Origin of the sequence: Pseudomonas sp. R15(2017) (assembly GCF_002112685.1) — a bacterium.
Lineage (GTDB): Bacteria > Pseudomonadota > Gammaproteobacteria > Pseudomonadales > Pseudomonadaceae > Aquipseudomonas > Aquipseudomonas glycinae.
Genome location: NZ_NEII01000002.1, coordinates 14296 through 39323 on the forward strand (window position 1 = coordinate 14296; position 25028 = coordinate 39323).

Annotated in this window: 24 protein-coding genes and 1 pseudogene; 6 read left to right on the forward strand and 19 right to left on the reverse strand. The window is 60.9% G+C overall.

The window, feature by feature from the left end:
• Positions 1–56: 56 nt before the first annotated feature.
• The gene (locus CAF77_RS03685; protein WP_085654049.1) at positions 57–974 is read left to right on the forward strand and encodes a LysR family transcriptional regulator; all 918 of its coding nucleotides are present in this window, start codon (positions 57–59) and stop codon (positions 972–974) included.
• Positions 975–1092: 118 nt separating this feature from the next.
• Here the strand turns inward: CAF77_RS03685 and CAF77_RS03690 are convergent, their stop codons facing one another.
• The 3 genes from CAF77_RS03690 to CAF77_RS03700 form a co-directional block, all read right to left on the reverse strand.
• Positions 1093–2295, reverse strand: coding sequence for an NAD(P)/FAD-dependent oxidoreductase (locus CAF77_RS03690; protein WP_085654050.1), 1203 nt, complete (start codon positions 2293–2295; stop codon positions 1093–1095).
• Positions 2296–2518: 223 nt separating this feature from the next.
• A complete protein-coding gene (locus CAF77_RS03695) occupies positions 2519–2893 on the reverse strand; it encodes a response regulator transcription factor (RefSeq protein ID WP_170928914.1) in 375 nt (124 codons plus the stop codon).
• Between the two features lie 148 nt (positions 2894–3041).
• Entirely contained in the window at positions 3042–4061 is a 1020-nt protein-coding gene (locus CAF77_RS03700; RefSeq protein WP_011333875.1) for a GlxA family transcriptional regulator, read from the reverse strand.
• A 275-nt stretch (positions 4062–4336) separates the two neighbouring features.
• Here CAF77_RS03700 and CAF77_RS03705 point away from each other — a divergent pair, with 275 nt between their 5' ends.
• Positions 4337–5296, forward strand: a complete 960-nt coding sequence (locus CAF77_RS03705) for an MBL fold metallo-hydrolase (RefSeq protein ID WP_011333876.1) — start codon at positions 4337–4339, stop codon at positions 5294–5296.
• Positions 5297–5439: 143 nt separating this feature from the next.
• Here CAF77_RS03705 and CAF77_RS03710 read toward each other — a convergent pair whose 3' ends face one another.
• The 5 genes from CAF77_RS03710 to CAF77_RS03730 all read right to left on the reverse strand — a co-directional run bounded on the left by CAF77_RS03710 (position 5440) and on the right by CAF77_RS03730 (position 9687).
• Positions 5440–5814, reverse strand: a complete 375-nt coding sequence (locus tag CAF77_RS03710; protein WP_064381874.1) for a response regulator transcription factor — start codon at positions 5812–5814, stop codon at positions 5440–5442.
• A gap of 126 nt (positions 5815–5940) precedes the next feature.
• Positions 5941–6465 (reverse strand): hypothetical protein, encoded by a 525-nt coding sequence (locus CAF77_RS03715; RefSeq protein WP_085654052.1) that lies wholly within the window; start codon positions 6463–6465, stop codon positions 5941–5943.
• Positions 6466–6480: 15 nt separating this feature from the next.
• Complete coding sequence (locus CAF77_RS03720; protein ID WP_371915527.1) at positions 6481–7122, reverse strand: AraC family transcriptional regulator; 642 nt, start codon at positions 7120–7122, stop codon at positions 6481–6483.
• 116 nt (positions 7123–7238) lie between these two features.
• Positions 7239–8693 carry a sensor histidine kinase gene (locus CAF77_RS03725; RefSeq protein ID WP_085654054.1) on the reverse strand — a complete coding sequence of 485 codons (1455 nt, stop codon included), beginning with the start codon at positions 8691–8693 and terminating at the stop codon, positions 7239–7241.
• A gap of 346 nt (positions 8694–9039) precedes the next feature.
• Positions 9040–9687: a response regulator transcription factor gene (locus CAF77_RS03730; protein WP_064381870.1), complete on the reverse strand. Its 648-nt coding sequence runs from the start codon at positions 9685–9687 to the stop codon at positions 9040–9042.
• 402 nt (positions 9688–10089) lie between these two features.
• Here CAF77_RS03730 and CAF77_RS03735 point away from each other — a divergent pair, with 402 nt between their 5' ends.
• Positions 10090–11064 carry a LysR family transcriptional regulator gene (locus tag CAF77_RS03735; protein WP_064384106.1) on the forward strand — a complete coding sequence of 325 codons (975 nt, stop codon included), beginning with the start codon at positions 10090–10092 and terminating at the stop codon, positions 11062–11064.
• A gap of 110 nt (positions 11065–11174) precedes the next feature.
• Here CAF77_RS03735 and CAF77_RS03740 read toward each other — a convergent pair whose 3' ends face one another.
• From CAF77_RS03740 to CAF77_RS03770, 7 genes and pseudogenes are all read right to left on the reverse strand, one after another.
• Entirely contained in the window at positions 11175–11993 is an 819-nt protein-coding gene (locus CAF77_RS03740; RefSeq protein WP_199913023.1) for an alpha/beta fold hydrolase, read from the reverse strand.
• 346 nt (positions 11994–12339) lie between these two features.
• Positions 12340–12900, reverse strand: a pseudogene (locus tag CAF77_RS03745) (TonB-dependent siderophore receptor); the annotation flags it as partial.
• Positions 12901–13035: 135 nt separating this feature from the next.
• A complete protein-coding gene (locus CAF77_RS03750) occupies positions 13036–13455 on the reverse strand; it encodes an organic hydroperoxide resistance protein (RefSeq protein WP_064381867.1) in 420 nt (139 codons plus the stop codon).
• A gap of 283 nt (positions 13456–13738) precedes the next feature.
• Positions 13739–14656 carry an AraC family transcriptional regulator gene (locus CAF77_RS03755; protein WP_064381866.1) on the reverse strand — a complete coding sequence of 306 codons (918 nt, stop codon included), beginning with the start codon at positions 14654–14656 and terminating at the stop codon, positions 13739–13741.
• 81 nt (positions 14657–14737) lie between these two features.
• On the reverse strand, positions 14738–14995 hold the full coding sequence (locus CAF77_RS03760) for an Atu4866 domain-containing protein (RefSeq protein WP_039773158.1): 258 nt from the start codon (positions 14993–14995) through the stop codon (positions 14738–14740).
• Positions 14996–15014: 19 nt separating this feature from the next.
• Positions 15015–15311 (reverse strand): hypothetical protein, encoded by a 297-nt coding sequence (locus tag CAF77_RS03765; RefSeq protein ID WP_085654056.1) that lies wholly within the window; start codon positions 15309–15311, stop codon positions 15015–15017.
• A 177-nt stretch (positions 15312–15488) separates the two neighbouring features.
• Complete coding sequence (locus CAF77_RS03770) at positions 15489–16253, reverse strand: SDR family NAD(P)-dependent oxidoreductase (RefSeq protein WP_085654057.1); 765 nt, start codon at positions 16251–16253, stop codon at positions 15489–15491.
• Between the two features lie 286 nt (positions 16254–16539).
• Between CAF77_RS03770 and CAF77_RS03775 the strand changes: the two genes are divergently transcribed.
• Positions 16540–17484 carry an AraC family transcriptional regulator gene (locus CAF77_RS03775; RefSeq protein WP_064381864.1) on the forward strand — a complete coding sequence of 315 codons (945 nt, stop codon included), beginning with the start codon at positions 16540–16542 and terminating at the stop codon, positions 17482–17484.
• Between the two features lie 180 nt (positions 17485–17664).
• Positions 17665–18399, forward strand: a complete 735-nt coding sequence (locus CAF77_RS03780; protein ID WP_064381863.1) for an SDR family oxidoreductase — start codon at positions 17665–17667, stop codon at positions 18397–18399.
• A 70-nt stretch (positions 18400–18469) separates the two neighbouring features.
• On the opposite strand, the gene CAF77_RS03785 is transcribed toward CAF77_RS03780, so the two are convergent.
• From CAF77_RS03785 to CAF77_RS03800, 4 genes are all read right to left on the reverse strand, one after another.
• Entirely contained in the window at positions 18470–19822 is a 1353-nt protein-coding gene (locus tag CAF77_RS03785; RefSeq protein ID WP_064381862.1) for a cytochrome c, read from the reverse strand.
• A 17-nt stretch (positions 19823–19839) separates the two neighbouring features.
• Positions 19840–22089, reverse strand: a complete 2250-nt coding sequence (locus CAF77_RS03790) for a molybdopterin cofactor-binding domain-containing protein (protein WP_064381861.1) — start codon at positions 22087–22089, stop codon at positions 19840–19842.
• Entirely contained in the window at positions 22089–22544 is a 456-nt protein-coding gene (locus tag CAF77_RS03795) for a (2Fe-2S)-binding protein (RefSeq protein ID WP_011333895.1), read from the reverse strand. Before CAF77_RS03795 ends, CAF77_RS03790 begins: the two co-directional genes overlap by 1 nt.
• Before the next feature lie 78 nt (positions 22545–22622).
• Positions 22623–23555, reverse strand: coding sequence for an AraC family transcriptional regulator (locus CAF77_RS03800; protein WP_064381860.1), 933 nt, complete (start codon positions 23553–23555; stop codon positions 22623–22625).
• 230 nt (positions 23556–23785) lie between these two features.
• Between CAF77_RS03800 and CAF77_RS03805 the strand changes: the two genes are divergently transcribed.
• Positions 23786–24994 carry an MFS transporter gene (locus tag CAF77_RS03805; RefSeq protein ID WP_064381859.1) on the forward strand — a complete coding sequence of 403 codons (1209 nt, stop codon included), beginning with the start codon at positions 23786–23788 and terminating at the stop codon, positions 24992–24994.
• Positions 24995–25028: the final 34 nt, after the last annotated feature.

The window sequence follows — 25028 nt, forward strand, 5'->3', positions numbered from 1 at the left end:
GATTGGCGAACGGTGATGCACAATCATCACCGTTTCCTTTCGATCGGGCTCCACTTATGGACAAGTTGCTGGCACTGAAGATGTTCGTTGAAACCGTCCGTTGCGGTGGTTATTCCTCGGCGGCGCGCAAACTCGGCATCTCTACCTCTTCGGTGACACGCCAGGTGGCAGGGCTGGAACACGAATTGGGCGCCAGCCTGCTCAACCGCACGACACGCAACACCAGCGTGACGGTCGCCGGCCAAACCTATTTCGAGAAAGCGGTGGCCATTCTCGATGCCATCGATGAGGCCGACGCGGTTGTCGCCGACCGTGGCAGCGATGCGCAGGGACGCCTGCGCATCAGTGTGCCGGTGGAATTCGGCCGACAGATCATTGCACCGCAACTGGGGGAATTGCTCGACCGCCATCCGGGGCTTGAAATCAGTGTGTCGTTGAGCGATCAGGTCAGCGATCTGCTGAGTGAGCAGATCGATGTCTCGGTGCGCCTGGGATCATCGGTGGTCAGTGACGATATCGTCAGCAAGCGCGTCGGCGGATTCCAGCGCTGGATTGTGGCGAGTCCGGATTACCTGAGCGGTCACGCTGTGCCGGCGCATCCGCGAGACTTGCTCGAGCATCAATGCCTGCGCTTCGACTACGGCGCTGCGCACCAGCACTGGACGTTCCAGGGCGACGAGGAAACCATCCAGCTCAATGTGCATGGCCGCCTGCAAAGCAACAACGCCGACATCCTGCGCGAAGCGGCGGTGGCAGGGCGCGGTGTGGCCCTGCTGGCCGACTGGCTGGTGCGCGCCGATGTCGAGGCGGGGCGGTTGACGCGACTGCTGGAAGGTTATGAAGTCAACCCCGGTAATGCGAGCTGCTGCATCAATGCGTTGTATCTGCCCAATCACCGGGGCTCCAGCCGTATCAATGTGTTCATTGATTTTCTGGAAGACATTCTGGCAGCGGAGCCATCGACTCAACGCTAGAGTGCCGTTTATTGCCGCCCGACGCTTTGTGAGTTCTGCATAAAAAAGCGCCCGCCAAAAAAAACGTGGCGGGCGCCTGGGAATGCGCAGCGATAGGGAAGTGTGAACCGTCGGGTGATCAGGCCACCGGAATCAATGGGTCGGCCGCGGCCAGTGCGGTTGCACGATCGGCGGCCGGCGGGTAGATCCACACGGTGTTGATCTGGGTCTTGAGGTCCTTGGCCTCTTGCCCGACCAGTTTCAATTGACGGTCCCAGCCCTCGGTGAACACCGCGCCCCAGGCACCGAGGTCGAGGCAGGTCACGTACTTGGGCTGGCGGTAGGTGATCGGCGCGACACCGATCAGGTCAGCGGCCACATTGTTGCCGGCATAACGGCCCAGGCTGATCGCATGCTGGCAGGACATCGCGGCGTAGTTTCCGAGATCATCCGTAGCGGCATAAGCGACGTCGCCGGCAGCGAAGACATCCACGTGCCCCAGCACTTTCAGGTGACCGTCGACGTGCAGGCGACCTTGCGGATCACGGCTGCCCGGAATCTGTTCAGTGAGCGGGCTGGCGCGGAAGCCAACGGTCCAGATGACGGTGTTGGACTCGATCCGTTTGCCGTCAGCCAAAGTCACGCCGCCGGCATCCACCGAGGCGACCGAGGCGTCGACTACCCATTCAATGCCCAGCTCTCGGGACGCTTCGACAATGGACGGGCGAATGCCGTCACCCAGAGTCGCGGCGATTTGCGGCGCGCGATCCACCACGATGACCCTGATCGGCGCATCGTCACCCAGTGCGGCACGCAGGCGGGCCGGCATTTCGGTGGCGGTTTCGATCCCGGTAAAACCACCACCGGCGACCACCACGGTATTACGCGCAGCGCTCGACGGCTGGTCCTTCAACGACTTGATATGGGCTTCGAGGCGTGCTGCTTCTTCGATCTGATCGACATCGAAGGCGTGTTCGATCATGCCTTTGAGCGGTGGGCGAATCACGCGACTGCCGGCGGCCAGCACCAGTCGGTCATAGCTCAGCGTGCTTTGTGTGCCGAAGGCATCGCTGTAGATCACTTGCTTGCCGGCGGTGTCGATGCTGTCGGCGATGCCTTTGACGAATTTCACGCCCACGGCATCGAACAGTTCACCCAGCGGCGCCTTCATGTTGTGGACATCCGGCTCGTAGAAGCGCGGACGGATGCGCAGTTCTGCCTGGGGTGCGAGGACGGTGATCTGCACGTCGTTACGATCATGCTGGTCCAGCAGACGTGCGGCGCTCAGGGCGCTCCAGACTCCACCAAACCCTGCGCCTATCACTAAAATGTGCTGTTTCATCGGATGACTCCTGTGGAAATTCTGGTCGTTGAACGGCTTGTCCGTTCATGCGTGACCGTCTGCCGCTCTGCACGAAGCAGGTGGTTGTGAACAACCGCAGAGCCGGTTCGATTCGCTGGGGAAGATGCTATCGGGGAAGGTGCGGCGAGACACTTCTACATAGGGTCAGTGCCGACATGCTTAGGTATGGGGTGGGGTATACACAGGTATAGAAAGAGGGCCGTCAAACGGCGTGATTGAATGCGCTTGCGATGCAGGTGATGAGTTCGCCGCACGGGAAGGGTTTAGGGAAATAGGCGAGGGGCTCGGGGAATGCGGCGTTGACCCTTGGCGGACGCCCCTGGTAACCCGTGATGAAAATGATCGGGATGCGCACGCCTCGGGCGCACAGCTCATCGTACATCTCGATGCCGGACAGACCGGGCATCTGGATGTCCGAGATGATGCAGCCGGGGCGGGGCGGCGCCTTCATCGCCAGAAAAGCCTCCGCGTTCGGGTACAACTGCACGGTGTAGCCGTGCGAGCGCAACAGGCTGTCCAGCGCCATGCGCACGGACTCATCATCATCGACAACCGATACAACAGCGGTGTGGGACATTGCTTTACCAGGGCTGATCTCGGGTAGCCCGTCGAGGACGCCCGCCATTGCCGCACGATACGCCGCTCGGTTCGGCGGCGTACTTATACGTGTGTATAGCGACAGTATTTGAACGTCTGCGAGCCCGGCGCCATTGCGCTGTGTGACGTCAGCGCGAGAACCGGCTGCGGTATTCCCGGGGCGAAACCGAGAGGTGACGGTAGAAGGTGTCGCGCATGCGTTCTTCGTCGCCAAACCCGCACAACTGCGCGATCTGGTCGATGTTGCGCTGAGAGTCTTCGAGCATTCGTCGCGCCGCTTCCAGGCGAAACAGCTCGAGTGCCTTGGCCGGCGTGCGGCCGATCTTGCGTTTGTAGACCCGCGCGAAATTGCGCGGGCTCATCTGCGCCTGTCGGGCCAGCGATTCGACGCTCAATTGCGGGTCGCCGAGGTTTTCGCTGATCCACAGGTGCAATTCTTCGAAGCAGCCTCTGTCGTCGATCTGCGCTTGCAGCAACTGGCTGAACTGCGCCTGACCGCCAGGGCGTTTGAGAAAAACCACCAGCTCACGCGCCACCTTCAACGCCACGGCGCGGCCGCAATCGGCCTCGACCAGCGCCAGCGCCATGTCGATTCCGGTGGTGACCCCGGCGGAAGTCCAGACGTTGCCTTGCTGGATGTAGATCGCATCAAGGTCGACATCGACACTCGGAAAACCACCCTTGAGCATGTCGCACATGCCCCAGTGGGTGGTTGCGCGCAAGCCTTCCAGCAGCCCGGCCTGGGCCAGCAGAAAAGTGCCGCTGCACACCGAGGCGGTGCGTCTGGCCTTGGCCGATGCCGCGCGCAGCCAGTCGACCAACGCAACATTGTCGAGCATGGCCTGACGGATGTTCGGCGCACCGGGCACGATCAGCGTATCGATGGTTGTCTCGTCAAAGGTGCGCAGGGCCAAGGTGTTGACCGACAGCCCTTCGGCGGTGGCGATCAATCCGCCGTCCAGGCTTGCGGTGTGCAACGCGTAGCCAGGCAAGCCGCGTTCGGCCATGGCCTTGGACGCGGCCCAGAACACGGTTTGTGCGCCGGTCAGGTCCAGCAAGCCCATCTGCGGATACGCCAGGAACACCAGCGTGCGCGGTTGCGCGAGCAAGCAGGTGAGAGGGTCGGGTTGGTGAAAAATAGAGTTCATGACTGCTCAGGGACCTGATGATCGCCCGCTTTTCGGCGATCCGGTGCGCCGTAGTTTCGGTGTTTGCGGGCAGGAGCGCGAATATACATTGGTATGGGCCACAGCCACCTCAGCAGCGGCGTTACTCGGTCGATGTGGTTCAAGCCCTATACCCGCGTATGGTGTTGGACGTCGTGGTCGCGATGCACACTCGATTTCAAGGCGCGCCATTCAGCGCTTGCGCCAGCAAGGGCATTCGTCCGGGAAATTTTGACTCAGCCAAGAGGAAAGCGACCATGTCAACGTATCTGAATCACTCCAATCAAACCAACGCAACCGATGACCGGCAGGCGTCCGTCACCCGCCAGCCATTCGCTCCGGCGCAGGAGCTGGTGCCATCGCGCTACGCACTGCAGGTCGGCGACATCGACGTGGTGGTGATCAGCGACGGCGTGCTGCCGCTGCCGACCTCGACCATGTCCACAAATGCCGACCCGCAGGCTCGCGCCGCCTGGTTCAAGGACATGTTCCTGGGGCCGGACGCGTTTGACTGGGCACTCAACGTGCTGGTGGTGCGCAGCGGCGAGCAGATCATTCTGGTCGACGCCGGGCTGGGCGGGCAGTTTCCCGGCTTCCCCCGGGCCGGCCAGTTGCCGAAACGCCTGGAAGCGGCGGGCATTGATCTGGCCAGCGTGACTGACATTGTGATCACGCACATGCACATGGACCATGTCGGCGGTCTGCTGGTCGACGAGGTGAAGAGCCGGCTGCGTGCGGACGTGCGCATTCACGTCTCGGCAAAAGAGGTCGAGTTCTGGGAGACGCCGGACTTCACCCAGACCGTCATGCCGGCGCCAGTGCCTGACGTTCTGCGCGCGACGGCCAATCAGTTCATCAACGATTACCGCCGCCAGGTGCGCACCTTCGAGGATGAATACGAAGTGGCGCCGGGGGTGGTGGTGAAACTCACCGGCGGGCATACGCCGGGGCACAGCATTGTCTACGTCAACTCGGGCGGCGAACGCCTGACCTTTGCTGGCGACGCCCTGTTTCCGGTGGCCTTCGAGCATCCGGAATGGCACAACGGTTTCGAGCATGATCCTGAAGAGTCGGTGCGTGTTCGTATGCGTCTGATGCGCGAAGCGGCGGCTAGTGGCGAGTGGTTTGTTGCCACCCATCTGCCGTTCCCGTCGGTAGGTCGAGTGGCGGTCGATGGCGATGCGTTCCGCTGGATTGCAGCGTTCTGGGATTACTGATCGGCTGTCGGCGGCCCGGCTGCATTCGGCCGGGCTCGATAAAAATCAGGCCCCGCAAGTGATGAACTTGCAGGGCCTTTTTTGCTTTGAGGTTTGTTGGTCGGGCAGCGGCGGCTCTGCATCCAGTTATTCGTCAGGGCCGCTCAACGGCGGCGCATCAGCGCCTGTTCGATGCAGGCCAGCAATGCCCCGGTATGGAACGGTTTGGAGAAATAACCTTCCGGCGTCTTCACCCGCGCACTGAACTCGGGGGGCAGGCCCGGTTTGCCAGTGATGAAAATCGTCGGAATATGGATCTTCCTGGCCGCCAGCGCCTCGTACATTTCGACCCCGCACATGCCGGGCATCTGAATGTCCGAGATCAGGCACCCGGTCTGCTCTGGCGCGCTCGATTCAAGAAATGCAAAAGCGCTGTTGAATGTCTTGACCGTATAACCGCAAGACCGCAACAAACTGTCCATTGAAACCAGAACAAGTTCGTCATCATCGACAACTGAAACAATAGCTGAGTTGAACATGGGAAACCTTGCGTTCTTTGCGGGTGTCTGTCGCGCCCGCCATACTTGCAAGATACGCTTTCAAAAATTGTGGAATAGTATACGTGGGTATGTTTAGTTGGTTTTTTTGTTAGTTGCGAAAGTTAATCAGTGTTCAGAAAATAAATGGTTGTTGATTAACGAAAGAAAGTAACTGTTATGTCGAGTGCAGGCTTCAAAGAGTTGTCGGCTGGCGCAGTCGTTGTTGGCAATTGCGCTGGCACGACAGTCGCGGAACAAGGCATCGGCGGCCCGCAGTCGGCGCAGGGCGCGGTCAATGCCTTTAAGGCAGTCGGCAAAGCATAAAGGTTCGGGAGCCTCATTGAGGTGGTAGAGCGCGTCGCGCTGGGCATGGCCGCCCAGGTCGGTGATGCCGGTGACGAGAAAGTCGGCGTAACGGGTATTGGCATTCAACAGCCTGCGCAACAGCGTCTGCACCGGTAAAAAGCTGACAGCGTGCAGTGTCTGCTGGCTGTGCCTGAGCCGCGCCAGAATGCTCAGCGTCGCGCTCAGGGTCTGCGTCAATGCGTCGATAATCTCCACGCGCTCAGCGGTGGACAACGATGTGTGCGTGCCATAGCGGGTGATGCAGGGCGGGTGACTGACCAAATACAGTTTGTGCGGTGCGTTCATGACCACCGTCTCCGGCTAGCGCTCGTGCGCGATTGAATGTTGTGATTGCAGCAGCGGACTCCACTGTTTCTGGTTGTCCGGGCGTCGGTAGTACACCACCATGCGCCGGGCGACCTGCATGGCCAGCTCGCGACCGTGATCGGCCTCGACCATTGCCAGCGCCAGATCGATCCCAGCGCTGACGCCGGCGCAGGTCCACACCGATGCCTGGTGGACGAAGATGGCCTCGCGATCCAGCTCGACCCTGGGGAACAGCCGCTCGAACATGTCAGCCATCAACCAGTGTGTCGCCACGCGCAGGCCGTCGAGCAGTCCGGCCTGAGCCAGGAAAAAAGCACCGCTGCATATCGACGTCGTACGGTTGGCCGTCGCTGACGTGGCGCGCAACCAATCGATCAGCGGCGCGTTGTCTCGCAACGCCTGGCTAATGGACGCCGAACCCGGAACGATCAACGTATTGATCGGCTCGTCGCCGAGCTCATCCAGCCGCCGGGTTTGAACCACCAGGCCTTCGCCGGTCTGCACCGGCCCGCCTTGCAGGCTCGCGGTGTGCAAGGCATAACCGGGCAACCCGAGTTGCGCCAGTCCGCACGTCGCCGCCCAGAAAACGGTCTGCGCGCCGGTCAGATCCAGCAGGCCCATTTGCGGGTATGCCACGAAAACGACGGTTCGTTCGTGTACCGGAGTTTCGGGTTCTGCGCCGGGGTTTGTACGTTGGATAGACAATGCGGGTCTCCATATCGCCACCGCGCGACATCAGGGGTGGATGGTTGTCATTGATCGTGTTCGAGCGCAGCCAATGGAATCGCAAACACAAACTGCGTGCCGACGCCCTCGGTGCTGTTGACCCAGATGCGGCCGCCGTGGAATTCAATGATCGAACGGCAAATCGAGAGGCCCATTCCCAGGCCGGTGGGCTTGGTGGTGAAAAATGGGTCGAACAGCGAAGGCAGGATGTCCTCGGCAATGCCGACGCCGGAGTCGGCGATTTCAAGCACGGCCTCGTTGTGCAGGATCGAGGTGGTGATCCGCAGCGTCCGGGCGCGGTCAAGCACATTGGCCATGGCCTGGCAGGCGTTGATGATCAGATTGATGATGACTTGCTGCAGTTGTACCCGGTCACCTTTGATCCGCGCACCATGAGTGCCCAGTCGGGCATGCGGGCGAACCTCATGGAAGCTGATGTCATGTTGCATCAGCGTCAGCGAGTCACTGACGATGTCGTCGAACACTTCGACATTGCGCTGCACCTCGCTGTGTCGCGATAACGCTCGAATACAGGCGATGACATCGGAGACCCTGACCGAGTTTTGAATGATCCGGTCCAGCGAACGGCGGGCTTCTTCCAGGTTGGGTTCGGGCCGGTTGATCCAGCGTTTGCAGGATTCGCCGCTGGTGATGACCGCTGCCAGCGGCTGATTGATTTCGTGGGCAATCGACGCGGCCAGTTCGCCCATGGAAGTCAGGCGCGTGACGTGGGCGAGGGTGGCTTGCGAGTGAAACAACGCCTCTTCCGACTGTTTGCTGGCGGTGACGTCCATCAGCGCCCCTGCGTATTGCGTGCGCCCGCGATGTCTGGGCAACGGGCTGGCGATCATCTGCACGTGCTTGATCCGACCATCCGGCATGAGCAGCCGATGCTCGACTTCGACCAACTCTTGCCGGCGCGCAAACTGTTCCAGCACCTGATCGATAACCGGCAGGTCGTCTGGATGAGTGCGTGACTTGACCAGCGCCAGTGTCGGGGTGATGTCCGGCGAGTACTCGAAAATACGCGACGACTCTTGCGACCATGAAACGCTGACTTTTTTATCGATGATGAAACCGATACTGCCGGTGTGGGTAAGTTTCTGTGCGCCCAGAAAGAACGCTTCCTTGCGCCGCAGCGTTTCAGTGGCGCGTTTGCTGCGCAACGCGAGCAGGGAAATGGTCGTCAGCGCGATCAGGCACCTGACGAATCCGGCGATGCTGCGGTGATCGCGATAACCTTCATCGACCAGGAAGTCGGCCGTCAGCAGCGTGAGGCAACCCAACGCGACGGCAAGAAATACCGGTACCGGGAAGATGTTCGCTGACATGAATACCAGCGTGATGTAGAACAACGTCGGCGCAACGTCCAGATCGAGGTACGCGTTGGTGATATAGATCATGCTGCCGACCGCTATGCCGCAAAGCCAGGCGAAGGCGTCTGAACAAAGAAGTTGTGCGCGACGTTTGATGATAGACATTTATTCTTCCAGATTTTTGCTATCGGACGGCAGGTCGTGTTCTTTCGATGAAGCAGGCAAACGCTATGAAAGGCGTATTAATGAAGAGGTTAAAAAGTCTGAAGTTGTTTTTCAGGCATGACGGTTGTTGGCGACTGTCTGTCATTCACCAATCGTTGTATTGAGTAATGGTTATTTGAATAAAGATCTTATTCGAAGACTTCTACGCTGGCACTGCTGCATTGGGTCATTTGCAGTATGACTGCGTATGAACCGGATATACGCAAGTGTTAGTTGTTCGGAACTTGAGTGTTGATTGTGCCGGCCAGCCACGGCGGCTTGAGCCATACCGTATCGTTTCATTCGGTCACCGATGTGCAGGCAGCGCCGCGATGACTTCGGCCATGCGCACCAGGTCGGCAAATGAGCGCGCGCCCATCTTGCGCATGGCCTGGCCCCGGTGGATCTTCACAGTGATTTCACTGAGGCCGATTTCCCCGGCGATCTGCTTGTTCATCAAGCCTGAGGCCGCCAGAGCCATGACCGTCTGCTCCCGGGGTGTCAACGTCCCATGACGGGCGCGCAGCTCATCGGCATGCCGCCCTGACTCGCGACGCTGCTTGTCCCGCGAGTGTGCGGCGCAGACGGCATCGATCAGGTCCTGCTCGCGAAACGGTTTGGTCAGGAAGTCCACCGCGCCGGCTTTCATCGCGCGCACGGTCATGGCGATATCGCCGTGTCCGGTGATGAACACGATTGGCACATTGATTCCGGCGGTGGCCAGTTCAGTCTGGAAATCCAGCCCGCTGCTGCCTTGCAGGCGCACGTCGAGTACCAGGCAACTCAGCGTGTCCGGACGTTGATACGTCATGAACTCGGCGACCGACCCGAACAGCTCCACCCGCAGACCAATGGAGCGCAACAGGCTGCCGAGGGATTCGCGCAACGCGGCATCGTCGTCGACGATGAATACCACCGGCTCGCTGGGGTTGTTGCTGATGGGATTGTTGTTCATTGCTCTTTTCCCAAAAGGTTGTGACGTTGTGGCGAATCCCTTGGCCGGGCGGCCGGTGTTTGCTCGTGCGGGTTGATGCCCGACCAGAGACACGGTCCCGCTGGCGATAGCGCCGTGCGACACGTTGCGCAGGTGTGGGCGTGAGTAGATAGACGGTTAAGCATCGTAGTGGCGCAGCACGCCGTCAGCTAGGACAAAAAACCCGAAAAAACGGCCATTGCACCGGTCTTTGCGCGGCCCCATGCAGCTATCGGTTTCAAACGGTTCATACACAAGTATCAAAACACTCACCTAACGCATGATCCCGCTGTCCCCAAGTACCACAGACGTCCGGCAGGCGCGCCCTTAACCTTTATCAGCTCTCCGTCGATTTCAATGGCCGCGTGCCGGGTGGTGAACTTCATGAACAGAAATGAACTCCGTCGTGTCGACATTAATCTGCTGGTGGTCTTCGAGACGCTGATGCATGAGCGCAACGTCAGCCGGGTCGGCGAGAAGCTGTTTCTCGGTCAACCGACCATCAGTGCAGCGCTGGGGCGTTTGCGTGTGCTTTTCGACGATCCGTTGTTCGTTCGTGCGGGGAGGGTGATGGAGCCGACAAGGCGGGCCGAGGAAATTTTCGCCAACCTGACGCCGGCGCTGGATGGTGTTGTCGCGGCGTTGAGCCGTTGCCAGCCCTTCGACCCAGCTACCAGCGAGGTGACCTTTCAGGTCGGCCTGTCCGACGATGTCGAATACGCGTTGCTCCCGCGACTGCTGCGCAAGCTTCGTAGCGAGGCGCCGAATATTGCCTTGGTGGTGCTGCGCGTCGATCAGCAGCAGATGTCGCAGCGGCTGTTCAATGGCGAGATTTCTCTGGGCATCAGCCCTACGCTCGATCTGCCGGCCAACGCTCGACGCAAGAGTCTACGGTCGATCCGGCCAATGCTCCTGCGCTCGGATACCCGCCCGGGCCTGCTGGCGCTCGATGAGTTCTGCGAGCGCCCGCATGCCATCGTGTCGTCCATGGGCAAGGCCAGGGATGACACCGACCACGCGCTGGACCTGCTCGGACGTCGGCGCAAAGTGGTGCTGGCGGTGCCGCAGTTCAGCGCCTTGCCAAGGTTGTTGGCGCAGAGCGACATGCTGGTCATCGTCCCGGATTACGTGGCCAGGGCCATGGCCTCGGTGAATGGCATCAGGGCCGAGCCGGCCCCTCTGTTGCTGCCATCGCGGGAGCTTTCCATGGTCTGGCGTGCCGCTGCGCACAACGATTGCGCTCAGCGTTGGCTGCGTTCGCGTTGCCAGGCATTTCTTGGCACGCCGATTGAGTTGCAGGTAGTGCCAAAATTACGCCCGGCGTTGCCCGTCGATCAGACGTTGATGATGGCCCGGTAGATAACTGCAACGGCTGTGTGATTCGCCCAATAGAAAAGCTCCGACTCGATCGGAGCTTTTCTTTTCAGGGGGCTGTACTTGGCTTGTCGTGAGGGCGCGGCCCTGGAACCTCATGCATTGATAAACGCCAGCAGGTCCGCGTTGATGGTGTCGCCGTGGGTGGTGCACATGCCATGGGGCTGGCCGGGGTAGGTTTTCAGCGTACCGTGCTTGAGCAATTTGATTGAGAGGTGAGCCGAATTGGTGATCGGCACGATCTGGTCATCTTCACCGTGCAGCACCAGGGTCGGCACATCGATGTTTTTCAGGTCATCGGTGAAGTCGGTTTCGGAGAACGCGCTGATGCAGTCGTACTGCGCCTTGATCCCGCCGTTCATGCCCTGGCGCCACCAGTTTTCGACGATCGCTTCAGACACTTTCGCACCTGGGCGATTGAAGCCGTAGAACGGTCCGCTCGGGAAGTCACGATAAAACTGGCTGCGATTCTGCGCGAGTGCCTTGCGCAACCCGTCAAACACCTCCATCGGCAGGCCTCCGGGATTTTTTGCGGTGCGCAGCATGATGGGCGCTACAGCGCCGATCAGCACGGCCTTGGCCACCCGGCCGCGACCATGCCGCGCCACGTAGCGCGCCACTTCACCGCCGCCGGTGGAGTGGCCGATGTGCACGGCGTTGCGGATGTTCAGGTGCGCCATCAACTCGGCAACGTCGGCGGCGTAGGTGTCCATTGCGTTGCCCATGGCCGTTTGCGAGGAGCGACCATGGCCACGTCGATCATGGGCGATGACGCGAAAGCCCTTGTTGAGGAAGAACAGCATTTGCGTGTCCCAGTCATCACTCGAAAGGGGCCAGCCGTGGTGGAAAACGATCGGCTGGCCGTGGCCCCAGTCCTTGTAGAAAATCTGCGTGCCATCCTTGACGGTGAACATTCCCGAATCGCTGCCGTTACCGGCGCTTTTGCTGCCCCCTGACGCGGATGCCGGTGTCTGCTGCGTAGCCAGCGCCGGCAATGCCACCGCCAGGGTAGCGGCCATGGCACCCGTCGTGATCAAGCCACGACGGGTGGTTCCGTTTTTCTCGTCAGTCATTTTGAACACCCATTGAGTTAAAGAAGTTGCACAGGCGGCGCAAGGCTGCAGCCCTGGCCGAAGGCAATCTTTGGGCAAAGGGGTACGACTGACCACCAGACATGGGTTTTTGAAATTAACGCTTTGGTATGCAGGGCATGAAGGGGGGGCACGTTGGCGGGGTGGCGCGTCCCTGCGCCTGGACAAGTCAGAAGGTGTACTTGGCCGTCAGCATCATGTTGCGCGGCGTGCCATAGCTGTCGCCGCCGTAGCTGACGGAGTTGGCGATGGTGGAGTAGTACTTGCGGTCGAAGATGTTGTTGGCATTGAGTTGCAGGTCGAGGTTGTCATTGAGCCGGTAGCCGGCCATCAGGTCGGTCACGGCGTACGCGCCTTGCTTGAGGCGGTAGTTGCTGCCATCGAGCAGTTCGATGTCGTTGTACATGCGGCTCTGCCAGGAGATGTTGCCGCCCACACGCAGTTTTTCCAGTGGGCCCTGGAAGTTGTAGCGGGTGGTGAGCTTGAACAGGTGTTCCGGTGTGTCGGTGTCGAACTGCTTGTTCACGTTCTGCGGATTCGCCTCATCCTTGATGGTGTGCGTACGGGCGTAGGTGTAGCCGCCGCCGATCTGCCAGTTGTCGGTGAGCGCGCCTTGCAGTTCGAAGTCGATACCCTCGCTGCGGATCTCGCCGGAGGCTTCATAGCAGGAAGCCTGCGGGCAGTTTGGTACGAACACCTGCACCGCGCGGTTTTCCTGATCGACGCGGAACTCGTTCGCGTAAATCGTTCAATGACCGTTCGCACCTCTGGTTGTTTGAACCGGAGGAACGGCATCGCTCAACCCTGTAAAAAAAACCGCCCGAAGCCGTGCATCGGGCGGTTTGCAGGATCAAACAGGGCTGATTCAGATCAGCCGCAGGGTGACGTCGATGTTGCCGCGAGTGGCCTTTGAGTAAGGACAGGTCTGATGCGCCGCGTCCACCAGCGCCTGGGCAACCGAAGGCTCCAGCCCCGGCAGGCTGACACTCAAGCGTGCCTGAAGGAAGAACGCATCACCGGTCTTGCCCAGATCGATTTCGGTTTCGACCGCCACATCCGCTGGAAGCCTGATCTTCTGTGCCGCAGCTGCCTTGCCCATGGCGCCGATGAAGCAGGCCGACCAGCCGGCTGCCAACAGCTGTTCCGGATTGGTGCCGCTGCCATTTGAACCGGGTGGCGAGAGCTTGATGTCCAGGTTGCCGTCCGAACTGCGCGATGCGCCATCGCGCCCGCCGGTGGTGCGGGTCTTGCCGGTGTACAGCACGGTGTCGATTTGATTGATCATGGAAATACCTGCCTGAGTGATGGGTGAGGTCGGACAGCGAAGGTTCCGATGGCCCACACTTTTGCATTGGCATGTACCCGGGATGTGTCGTGCGGCGGCGTTTTTGTATCGCTCTGTAGCCTGAGCCAGGCCACTGGTTCCTGTCGCGTATCACGTCAGGCGATACGCATTGACCGCTTACAGCCATCGCTGTGCATTGCGCACAGGGGCAGGCTTGGGTCTGCCTGCCTTTTTCTCGATCCCGGCGGAAACCGTTCCCGGCGTCTGCGTCAACGTGCGGGGTTTACCCCGTGCGACGCGTGCGGCTGGCATCTTTGGAAGGTGGGCAGCCAAACTGGCGACTGTATTCCCGGCTGAATTGCGACGGGCTTTCGTAGCCCACTCGATAACAGGCGCTCGCCACATCCAGCCCTTCGCCGAGCAACAGCCGGCGGGCTTCCTGCAGGCGCAGTTGTTTCTGATACTGCAGCGGACTCATGGCGGTCACTGCCTTGAAACGATGATGCAATGTGGAGTTGCCCAAATTGGCGACCCGGGCGAGTTCTTCGATGCGCAAGGGTTGGGTGTAGTGGTTGTTCAACCAATCGATTGCCCGCGTAACCCGACGTGTTTGCGAGTCGCCGAGGGCAAGCTCATACAGACGACGGCCGTGCATGCCGCGTAGAAGGCGGTAATACAGCTCCCGCAGGGCCAGAGGTGCCAGCATGCCGATGTCTTTCGGGGTGTCCAGCAGTCGGACCAGTCGAAGCATGGTTTCCAGCAGGGGCACATCGACCCTTTCAAGGAAAAGGCCCAGTTCCGGCTCGTCCGGTACGCCCGCCGGCGGCGCGTCGGCGATGACCTGGGCAATTTCCGTGGCCTCGAAATCGAACCGGATACACAAATAAGGCGCTTGCGGACTGGCCTTCAGCACGCGCCCGGCAACCGGGAGCGTCACCGAGACCACCAGATAACTGAGCGGATCGTAGAGGTAATGATCGTCACCCAGGCTGATTTCCTTTTGTCCTTGCACGATCAGGCAAAGTGCCGGTTTGTGCACGGTATGGATCAGCTCCGAAGGTGCATCGAAACGAATCACATGCAGCGGAGCTATGGCGGTCTCATAGATCCCGGGTGTGGTAAAGCGTTGAGTCAGCAGGCGAACCAGTTCGTCACGGTAGATGGCTGTGTTTTGAAGGATGAAAGCATCGCTTTGTTCCATTTCAAGGCTCTCACATGTGTTCATGAGCGTCTGCCCGGAACTGCCCGGGCAGACGATATTCACCCGACATCATCAAAGTACTCATTGCCGATAGAGGATCATTCCGGCGTGATACAGCACGTCGTCATGAAAGTGGCCATCAGCGGTGAAGCCGGTGTCGTCCCAGTACTGGATGTAATCACCAACCAGTTCGTAGCGGCCCTGATAGGCGCTCTTGTTTTTACCACGGGCCTCGTCGTAACGACCAGTCGTCAGAAGCTCATGCCGGATGAATCCATCTGCGGTGACCCACATGCCTGCGTAACGATGGTCCTGAGTGGTTTTTTTGGCATCTTTCATCACTTTTCTCCCCGGATTTTCAGACTGAGCCGATACGACCCAAAGCCGTGCGATCAGAGCCGTTTTCGGCAACGCGAAAACCCGGAGTGCGATCACTGCCGCCTTCAGTTACGCGCATGCCTGGCGTGCGGTCCGAACCATCAGCGGCAACGCGGAACCCTGGAGTGCGATCACTGCCGCCTTCAGTGACGCGCATGCCGGGCGTGCGGTCAGATCCGTCAGCGGCCAGGTACAGGCTGCTCGAGGAAAGGTTGATCGCGCAGGCCACCATCGCGCCGATCACCAGTGAAAGGGAAAGCCGTTTTGCGTTTTTCATTGTTCAGTCCTCATTGACGTTGTTCATCTGAGCGGCCTGCCGTGGCCTGTGTGTGCATCCGTTGCGTGCTTTCAGATTACGTAGCCGAGCGCAGCGGTGTTAGGACGAAACTGCCGCAGATTTGCCTGATCCTCTCGGGTTGGTCGGGCGTGTCCTGCGGCGCATTTGTGCTGCGGCTCAGCCAGCCGTGACCGTCATGCCGCCGTCGGCCATGACCACCGAACCGACCATGAAGCTGGCCCGATCCGAGGCGATGAAGGCGACCACTTCGGCGATTTCTTCCGGTTGGGCGGCGCGGCCGATCGGTGCCGCTTCGCCATGTTGGGCGAGAAAGGCAGGGCCATCGTCGACGACATCGTTGAGGATGTTGGTCACCACATCGCCGACACCGACAGCATTGACGCGGATGCCGTGGCCAATGACCTCAAGCGCAAGGGTGCGCGTCAGTTGGGCCAGCGCGCCTTTGGAAGCGGTGTAGGCGGCAATGGTGGGGAAGGCGAAATAGGAAGCGTAGGACGCGATGTTGACGATCGATCCGGACTTGGTGGGCATCATCGCTTTCACCGCCTCCCGGCTATGCAAAAAGGCCGCCGTGGCGTTGACCGCCTGAATGCGTTCCCAGTCTTCGCGCGTCATGTCGATGACCAGTTTGTTGATGATGATGCCGGCGTTGTTGACCAGAATGTCCAGCCGACCGAATTGCTCGACGGCCAGGGCGACCGCGCGTTCGGCCGCGCCGTCCTGAGTGATGTCGGCCACCAGGGGGACCAGGCCGGGGCGGGCCAGTGCTTCCACCTCAGGGTTTATATCTTCAGCAATGACCTGGGCGCCGCGGGCGTGCAGCAGCAGTGCGATGGCCTTGCCGATGCCACTGGCCGCGCCAGTGACCAGCGCGACTTTACCGGCCACTTCGTTTGGGGTGCCGTTCTTGAAGTCGGTCATGATGTTCTCCAGCGTTTTTGATCGAGTAGGGATAAGCCGTGTTGGCGCCGGCGAGGCGCTGTCATCGGCGACGGGCCTACTGTCTCGCAGCGAAGCGAAGTCGGCTTTCGTGAGATTGCCCACGCTGTCGGGGTTTTGCGCTGAATGTCAGTGAGGGAGGTTCGGTGCGCGATTCAACCCACGGAAAAACCCCGATATCATCGAGCCGGTCACCGTGACACGGCGTGCGGGCAAGCATCCGAGACCTGTGTGTCTTGGCACAGCCAAATCTGAAAAGGACGAGTTCATGACAAATACCGGGCGCACCTCCCAGGAACCGATGTCGACATCTTCTCGAGACTTGCGCATCACCGGCGAGTCGATGGGTGAGTTCCTGCCAGGCGAACCGCAGGCGTTACCCTCGCGGCCGGAAATCACGGATGTTGTGATTCAGCTGTTCACCCATCGCAGCGTTACCGAACCCATTCTCGTGCCGGCAGTGGTGGAGCCGTTGCTCGTTCTGGTTCTGGCCGGGGCGGCGAGGGTGGAGGAGCGCGCATTGGGTGGCGAGTGGGAAGCTGCGCAGGTCAGTGCCGGCGATTTTTTCCTTACCAGCTCCGATGAGCCGTATGAAATGCGCTGGCAGACGCATGGAGGCGATACCTTCGAAGTCATGCATCTTTATCTCGGCCTGCCGCTGATCGAGCAAGCGTCTCGAGAGCTGTCGGGTCAGCACGCAGGGTCTGTGCGTTTGCGCGATGTTTCAGGGGCCCGGGACGAGCGCGTCGCGTTTGTCATGGAGCAATTGCGCACCGAACTGCTTCTGGAGCGCTCGCCCAGCGCTCTTTTCGCCCGCTCGCTGGCACAGGCGCTGGCCGTGCATCTGGTGCGCAGCTATCTGGCTGAAAGCCAGCCCGGGCGTCGGGTCAACGCCTTGCAAGCCTACAAACTGCGTAAAGTCACCGACGCGATGAGCGCGCATCTGAGCGATGAATTCAGCCTGGCCAAACTGGCCAGCCTTGCCGAGCTGAGCGAGTACCACTTCAGCCGCCTGTTCAAGCGGGCGACTGGGCTTTCGCCGTCGCAGTACTTCATCCGCTTGCGCATGGCTCGCGCGCGGCACCTGTTGCTGGAGACCCGTCTTGGCGTCATCGACATCGGGCTGGAGGTCGGCTACTCAAGCCCCAGTCATTTCTCGCAGGTATTTCGTCGCGAAGTGGGCGTAACGCCCAGCGAGTTCCGTGGGGCCTGAGCGCCCCTACGCTACAAATTTGCAGGCGATGCACACAGACACGAATAGGCAAAAGTTGCGCAGGTTTCGGCACGCGCCGACGAGGCCCGCGCCCTTAATCTTTTCGACGTACCCCGCAGCAACGAACGCGTCTTCAGCGGTCGGTGCTGAACTTCAATGCAGACAGCAGGAGCTACGGATATGTCGAACATTCAAAACAAAGTCGTCCTGATTACCGGTGCAAGCAGTGGTATTGGCGAAGCCGTGGCCAGGTTGATTGCTGCCAAAGGCGCGCATGTGGTTCTCGGCGCCCGCCGGACCGAGCGTCTGGACAGACTGGTCAGCGAGATCCAGGCCGAAGGTGGCTCGGCAAGTGCCTGCGCACTGGACGTTACGGATCTGCAATCGATGCACGCCTTCGTGGCATTCGCCAAGACGCAACATGGCAAGGTCGATGTGATCATCAACAACGCGGGGGTGATGCCTTTGTCTCCGCTGGCTTCGTTGAAGGTCGATGAATGGAACCAGATGCTCGATGTCAACGTTCGCGGTGTGCTGCACGGTATTGCCGCCGTCTTGCCGGACATGCAGACGCAGGGCTTCGGGCAGGTCATCAATATCTCGTCCATTGGTGGCCTGGCGGTGTCTCCGACAGCGGCGGTGTACTGCGCGACCAAATTCGCAGTCAGGGCTATCTCGGATGGCTTGCGCCAGGAAACGGACAAGATCCGGGTGACCGTGGTGTGCCCGGGTGTGGTCGAGTCCGAACTGGCCGATACGATTTCCGATGAGGTGGCACGCGAGGAAATGAAAGCCTTCCGTCGTGTGGCACTCAATGCAGACGCCATTGCGCGAGCGCTCGCCTATGCCATCGAGCAGCCTGACGATGTTGATGTGAGTGAGATTGTGGTTCGCCCGACCGCCAGTCCACACTGAGCAGTCTGGAGGCTAGCCAGTCCCGCGCCGTGCGCGGGACCCGCAAGTCGATGTTTTATCAATCTCTCCTCTAGCGCATCTGCAGGATGATCGGACTGCTGCTGGCCGGATCGGTGTGCTCACGTAGCTTGCCCACCGTCTGCGCATCAACGGCACTCCCCTGGTTGCCCCAAGTGCTGCGCATGAACGTCAGCACTTCGGCGATCTGCTGATCCGACAGCTGCTCACGGAAGGCCGGCATGCGATAGGCATCCGGCACGCCGGCCGCCACCACTCGTTGCGATCCATTCAGAGTGATGTTGATTGCCGAGGCACTTTCCCTGGCCAGTGCCGAAGTCGCGCCGGCCAGCGGCGGCATCCATTGCGATTGACCCTTGCCGTCCAGACCGTGGCACGACGCACAGCGCGTGACGTAGGTCTGTGCACCGGGCGATTCCAGACGTTGCGCTGCCGAAACCGCTTGATACTGCCAAGGCGCGCCATCCCGTTCGCGATCTCCCGGAAGCGACTTCAGGTAGTGGGCAATGGCCGTCAGATCGTCGTCGCTCATGAACTGCGTGGAGTTGTTGAACGCCTCGGTCATCGAGCCGTAGACCACCGCGTGCTGGTTGCGACCGGTCTTGAGGAACTGCACGATCTCTTGCTCGCTCCAGCGGCCCAGCCCGGTGTTGTGGTCATCGCGCAGGCTCGGTGCGTACCAGCCATCGAGCAGGGCGCCGGCCAGGTATGGCTTGCCGGACTCGTCCAGTGCCTTCTCGTTGAACGCCAGGCCGCGCGGTGTATGGCAACTGCCGCAGTGCCCGGCGCCCTGAACGAGATAAGCGCCGCGGTTCCATCGTTCATTCTGCAACGGTTTAGTCACATAAGGTTCGGCATCGACAAACACACCGTTCCACAGTGCAATCGGCCAGCGCAGGTTCAGCGGAAACGGAATCGCACTGGGGATGTTCGCCTGTTTGACTGGCGCCACGCCTTTCATGAAAAACGCATACAGCGCTCGTACGTCTTCATCACTGAGCTTGGCGTAGGACGGGTAGGGCATCGCCGGGTACAGACGGCGACTGTCGGGCGCCACGCCGTGGCGCACGGCACGGTCGAAGTCCGCCAGGCTGTAGTGACCGATGCCGGTTTCCGTGTCCGGGGTGATATTGGTCGCATGGATTGAGCCCAGCGGCGTGGCCATTTCCAGCCCTCCGGCGAACGGCGCGCCGCCCGGCACGCTGTGACAGGCCACGCAATCGCTGAGCCTGGCGACGTATTCGCCACGGGCCACCAGCGCCGGATCGATGTCGGCCACGGCGATCTGATGGTTTTCCAGGCGCGAGACAGGCTCGCGGGTGACATACCAGGCCAGCAGGCCTGCCGCGACCAGGCACGGCACGGCCAGCCAGCCAGCGGTTCTTGCGAATCGGCTGTTATTCATGAACGCTCCGGCGCTGATCAGGTGAAAGTGTGTCGGCTCAAGGGCAGGCTGCGCACCCGCTGACCGGTCAGCGCTGCTACCGCGTTAGCGACAGCGGGCGCGACCGCAGGCAATGGCGGTTCACCGATGCCACCCATTTTTTCCCCGCTCTCGACCACACGCACATGAACCCGTGCCATCCGCGCAGGCGGCAGGATCGGGTACAAGTCGTAGTTGCGCGCCCGGGGTTTGCCATCCACCCACACGGCTTCCTCGATCAGCGTTTGCGACAGTCCCAGCGCTACGGCGCCATTGACCTGAGCCTCGACAATCGCCGGATTGACGATGCTGCCCGGATCAATCGCCTGCCAGATGTCGTGCACCTTGACCTGGCCGTTCTCGATGGACACCTCGGCGATCACCGCCGTCTCGGTACCGAACGGCGAAGCCATGGCCACCCCACGCGCACGTCGGCTGCCGTCCTCGGCAGTGAACGGGCCGCGCTTCCAGCCGCCCGACAGTTCACCCACCGCTTGCAGCAAGGTGGTCAACCGTTGGTTGCCGCGCAGCAAATGCAGGCGCAAGTCGAACGGATCTTTGCCACCCTTGTCGGCCAGTTCATCGAGGAACGATTCATAGAAGAAGTCGTTGAGGGAATTGCCCACCGAACGCCAGTAGCCGAGCATCGCCGGGCCTTTGACGTAAATCTGTGCGATGCGCTTGTTGGGGATCGCATAGGACTTGCCCGATAAGCCTTCAAGCGCGGTCGGATCGAGCTTTTCACCTTGCTTGCCGGCGAGGGCCTCGGTCGGGCCTTCGGTGGCACTGATCGCTTCGATTGCCAGTGGCCAGCCGTCGTTGTCCAGCGCGGCGCGGAAATTCACCGCTGCCACCGGTCGAAGCACGTCACGCAGGAACTCTTCTTCGCGACTCCAGATCAGTTTGACCGGGCGCCCAACCGCTTTGGCCAGCGCGATGGCCTGAGGGTAGGGACTGGCCGAGTCGTAGAGGAAATGCCGACCGAAGAACCCGCCCAACAGCGGCGAATGCAAGGTGATGCGTGACGGATCGAGCCCGGTGCGTTTGGCGATATCGGCGCGGAACATGTCCGGCGCCTGATTCGGCAACCAGACCTCAAGCGAACCATCCGGATTGAATCGGGCCAGTGCTGAAGGCGGCTCCAGCTGTCCGTGGTTCAGGTATTGGTTGTGGTAAGTGGCGTCGATCCGGGTCTTGGTCTCCTTGAGAATCGAAGCCACATCGCCTTCATGTTCATCATCTCTGGCGGGGCTTTTATCTTCAGCGAGGCGCTTGAACCAGGCATCGCTGGAAAAGTCGGCGGGCATCGGCCGCACTTTGCTGTCGGCCGTCGGCTCTTGCCAGTCAACCTGGATCGCCTCGACGGCACGTTTGGCGTGCCACCAGCGCTCGGCGACCACCGCTACAGCGCCCGGCAGACGGTGCACGGAATGCACGCCTTTCATCGCCTTGACCTGGTCTTCGTTGCGCAAGTTGCCCACGGTCATCCCCAGGCGCGGGGCATGTTGAACGGCGGCATGCAGCATGTCGTCGACTTTCAGATCGATGCTGTACAGCGCCTTGCCGGTGGATTTGTCGTAGGCATCGAGACGCTTCACCGGTTTGCCGATCCAGCGGAACTGACTCGGATCACGCAGCTTCACCGAGGCCGGATCGGGAACCGGCAGATCCATCGCACGCTCGGCCAGTTCACCGTAGGCCAACGAGCGCCCGGACTTGGCATGCACGACCTTGCCCGGCTCGGTGCTCAACTCGCTCACCGGCACGCCCAGTTGCTGCGCGCCGGCCTGCAACAGCATGGCGCGGGCAAGGGCGCCGAGGCGGCGCATGACCGGGTAACTCATGCGCACCGACATACTGCCGCCGGTGATGCGCATACCGTTTTCCATCACCACGTAGGCTTCGCCGGGAGGCGCGGCTTCGACCAGAAAGGTCGCCGGGTCGGCATCCAGCTCTTCACCGACGATCTGCGCCATGGCGGTGAACGTGCCTTGCCCGCCTTCCATGAACGGGCAGAGCAGACGCACGCGGTTGTCCGGGCGGATTTCGAGAAACGCCGGGACTTGGGTGCCACGCTCGGCCGTCGCTGCCGCTGCCGCTTGTACCCGTGTCGCACCGAGCGGCAGACCGAAGCCGAGCACCAGTGCGCCGACGGCGGTACCGGTCAGAAAACGTCTGCGCGACACATTGATCGGTTCATGCAGATCCAGTATTGAAGCGTGTTGTGAAGGGTCGATACGAACGTTCATCACGCGTCCCCCTTGCCGGCAAGCTCATGCACGGCGGCATGAATGGCGTTGTAAGTACCGCAGCGGCACAGATTGACCATCGCCGCCTCGATCTGCGCATCACTCGGTTTGGGGTTCTGCTTGAGCAGCGCGGTGGCAGCCATCACCTGCCCGGACTGGCAGTAGCCGCACTGGGCGACTTGCAGATCGACCCAGGTCGAGACCACCCGTTTGCCCACTTCATCGGCTTCGATGGCCTCAATCGTGGTGACCTCCCGGCCAACCACACCGGCTACCGGCGTGACGCAGGAACGCACCACATTGCCGTCCACCAGCACCGAGCAGGCGCCGCATTGCGCCAGTCCGCAGCCGTACTTGGTGCCGGTCATGCCCAGATCATCGCGGATCACCCACAGCAAGGGCGTATCGGCGTCGGCATCGACCTGATAGGTCTTCTGGTTGATTCGTAGTTCCATGGTTCACCCGCTTGATCATCGGTTGACGTGCATTGTTATGAGCGGTGAGACGCGGCGGGGCGCTTCACCGGTTTTGGTTCAATTCGCGACTGTGCCGAGCGCTGCTGCCTCGAATGGCTGCCCGCGCAAAAGGGCCATGTCGCGGCTCGGTGCGGTGCCGAACAGCCGGCCATATTCGCGGCTGAACTGCGAAGGACTTTCGTAGCCGACTGCAAACGCCGCGCGCGAAACGTCCAGGCGCTCGACCAGCATCAGTCGGCGGGCTTCGTTGAGCCGCAGCCATTTCTGGTACTGCAGCGGACTCATGCCGGTGAGCTGGCGGAAATGATGGTGAAAGGTCGGCGCGCTCATCTGCACCCGCGCGGCCAGATCATCGATGCGCAGGGCATCGGTGTAGTTGACCTTGAGCCAGTCGATGGCCTTGGCGATGCGATAACCCTGACCGTCTACGGCAGTGATCTGCCGCAGTCGTGGGCCTTGGTCGGTGTGCAGCAACCGGTAGTGGATTTCCCGCAGAATCAGCGGTGCCAGGACCGGGATCGCCTCGGGTTCATCGAGCAGGGCCAGCAGGCGATCGAGTGCGTCTTCCAGGGCAGACGACAGGCTGCCAATCGCAGCGCCCGTACCCGTTGATGGCTGGCGTTTCGCAGGCAAGCCGCTCTTGGTAATGACCTCGGCAAGCATGCTGACATCCAGCTTCAGCACGAGGCCGACACAGGGCTGTTCAGGACTGGCGAGCATCACTTCGGAGTTGGCAGGCAGATCCAGTGAAGTGACCAGAAACCGCGACGGGTCATAGCTGTAACCCTGACCACCCACCCACAGGCGCTTTTCGCCGCGGCCCACAAGAATCAGGCTGGGCTCGATCATGCACACAACGGGGGGCGCCGGCTGGTCGCGACGAAACAGCGAGAGCCCGGGTATCGACGTGGCGAAGTCGCCCGGTGCGCGCACGTGCGGGTCGATGTGCCGTGCCAAAGGTGATTCCTGGGGCAGAGGGGTCGGGATCATGTGGGCTCACTCCTTTGACCGAACTCTAATGCGCGCGCGAGACGTTTCCTATCCATCACCCTGCATCGCCAGAGGATCAGGCAAGCATTCAAGAGGAATGCGCTAGGGAAGCACCGGATTGACCGGGAGAATGTGTCTATCTGTTACAGGGGGCAGTGCCCGGACGGGCGACAAACTGTTTGCCCCTGCGCATCACACCCCACACGTTTTTCGCACCACAGGTAGTTTCCATGACGTTTCCTTCTACAGATCCTTCTAAAAGAACAGGCGGCTGGAGCGCCGTGCTGGCCATGTCGTTGGCCGCGTTCGCTCTGGTCGCTTCCGAGTTCATGCCCGTCAGCCTGCTGACGCCGATTGCGGCGGACCTGCACATCACCGAAGGTCAGGCCGGGCAGGGGATTTCCGTGTCAGGTGCCTTTGCCTTGATCACCAGCTTGTTGATTGCCTCGGTCGCCGCTCGCATCGAACGCAAGAAGCTTCTGCTTTGCCTGACCTTGTTGATGATCGTCTCCGGAACGGTCGTCGCACTCGCCCCGGGCTACCCGTCGTTCATGTTCGGACGTGCGTTGATCGGGATTGCGATTGGTGGTTTCTGGTCGCTGTCGGCGGCGACTGCAATGCGCCTGGTGAAGCCTGAACAAGTTTCCCGTGCGCTAGCCATCGTCAATGGCGGCAACGCCTTGGCCACGGTCATCGCCGCTCCGGCGGGCAGCTTTCTCGGCTCGTTGATCGGCTGGCGCGGTGCATTCTTCTGTGTGGTTCCGGTCGCGGTGCTTGCCGCCGTGTGGCTGCTGATCAGCCTGCCGTCCTTCAAGGCCGAACGCCAGGCAGGTAGCGGCAACGTTCTGCGGTTGATGAGGCAATTGCCAGTGGCTTTGGGCATGGTCGCCGTCAGCGTCTTTTTCATGGGCCAGTTCATGCTGTTCACTTACCTGCGGCCATTTCTCGAAGGGGTCACCGGTGTCAGTGTTTCAACATTGTCTTTGATGCTACTGGGCCTGGGGCTGGCAGGTTTTGTCGGCACCTTTCTGATCGAACGGTTTATGGGCCGCGGCCTCTACCGCACGCTGACCGCCATTCCGCTGATCATGGCGGTGATCGCGCTGGCGTTGGTCAGCTTCGGTAAATCACCGCTGCTGACCGCCGTGTTGCTCGGACTTTGGGGACTGGTCGCCACAGCTGCGCCGGTTGGCTGGTGGACGTGGCTGGCGCAGACGCTCCCGGATGATGCTGAAGCGGGAGGCGGCTTGCTGGTAGCCATCGTTCAACTCGCGATCGCCGGCGGCGCAATCATTGGCGGTCTGGCCTTTGATTTGAGCGGCTACAAAGCCACCTTCGAGCTTAGCGCCGCTGTTCTGGTCGCCGCGTCTGTGCTGGCCTGGCTGGCCGGACGCAATGCCACGCAAATTCATCTTGTCGAGCCGAACGCGACAGCCTGACGAGATCACCTGCAACCGGTTTCGCCTTATGGCT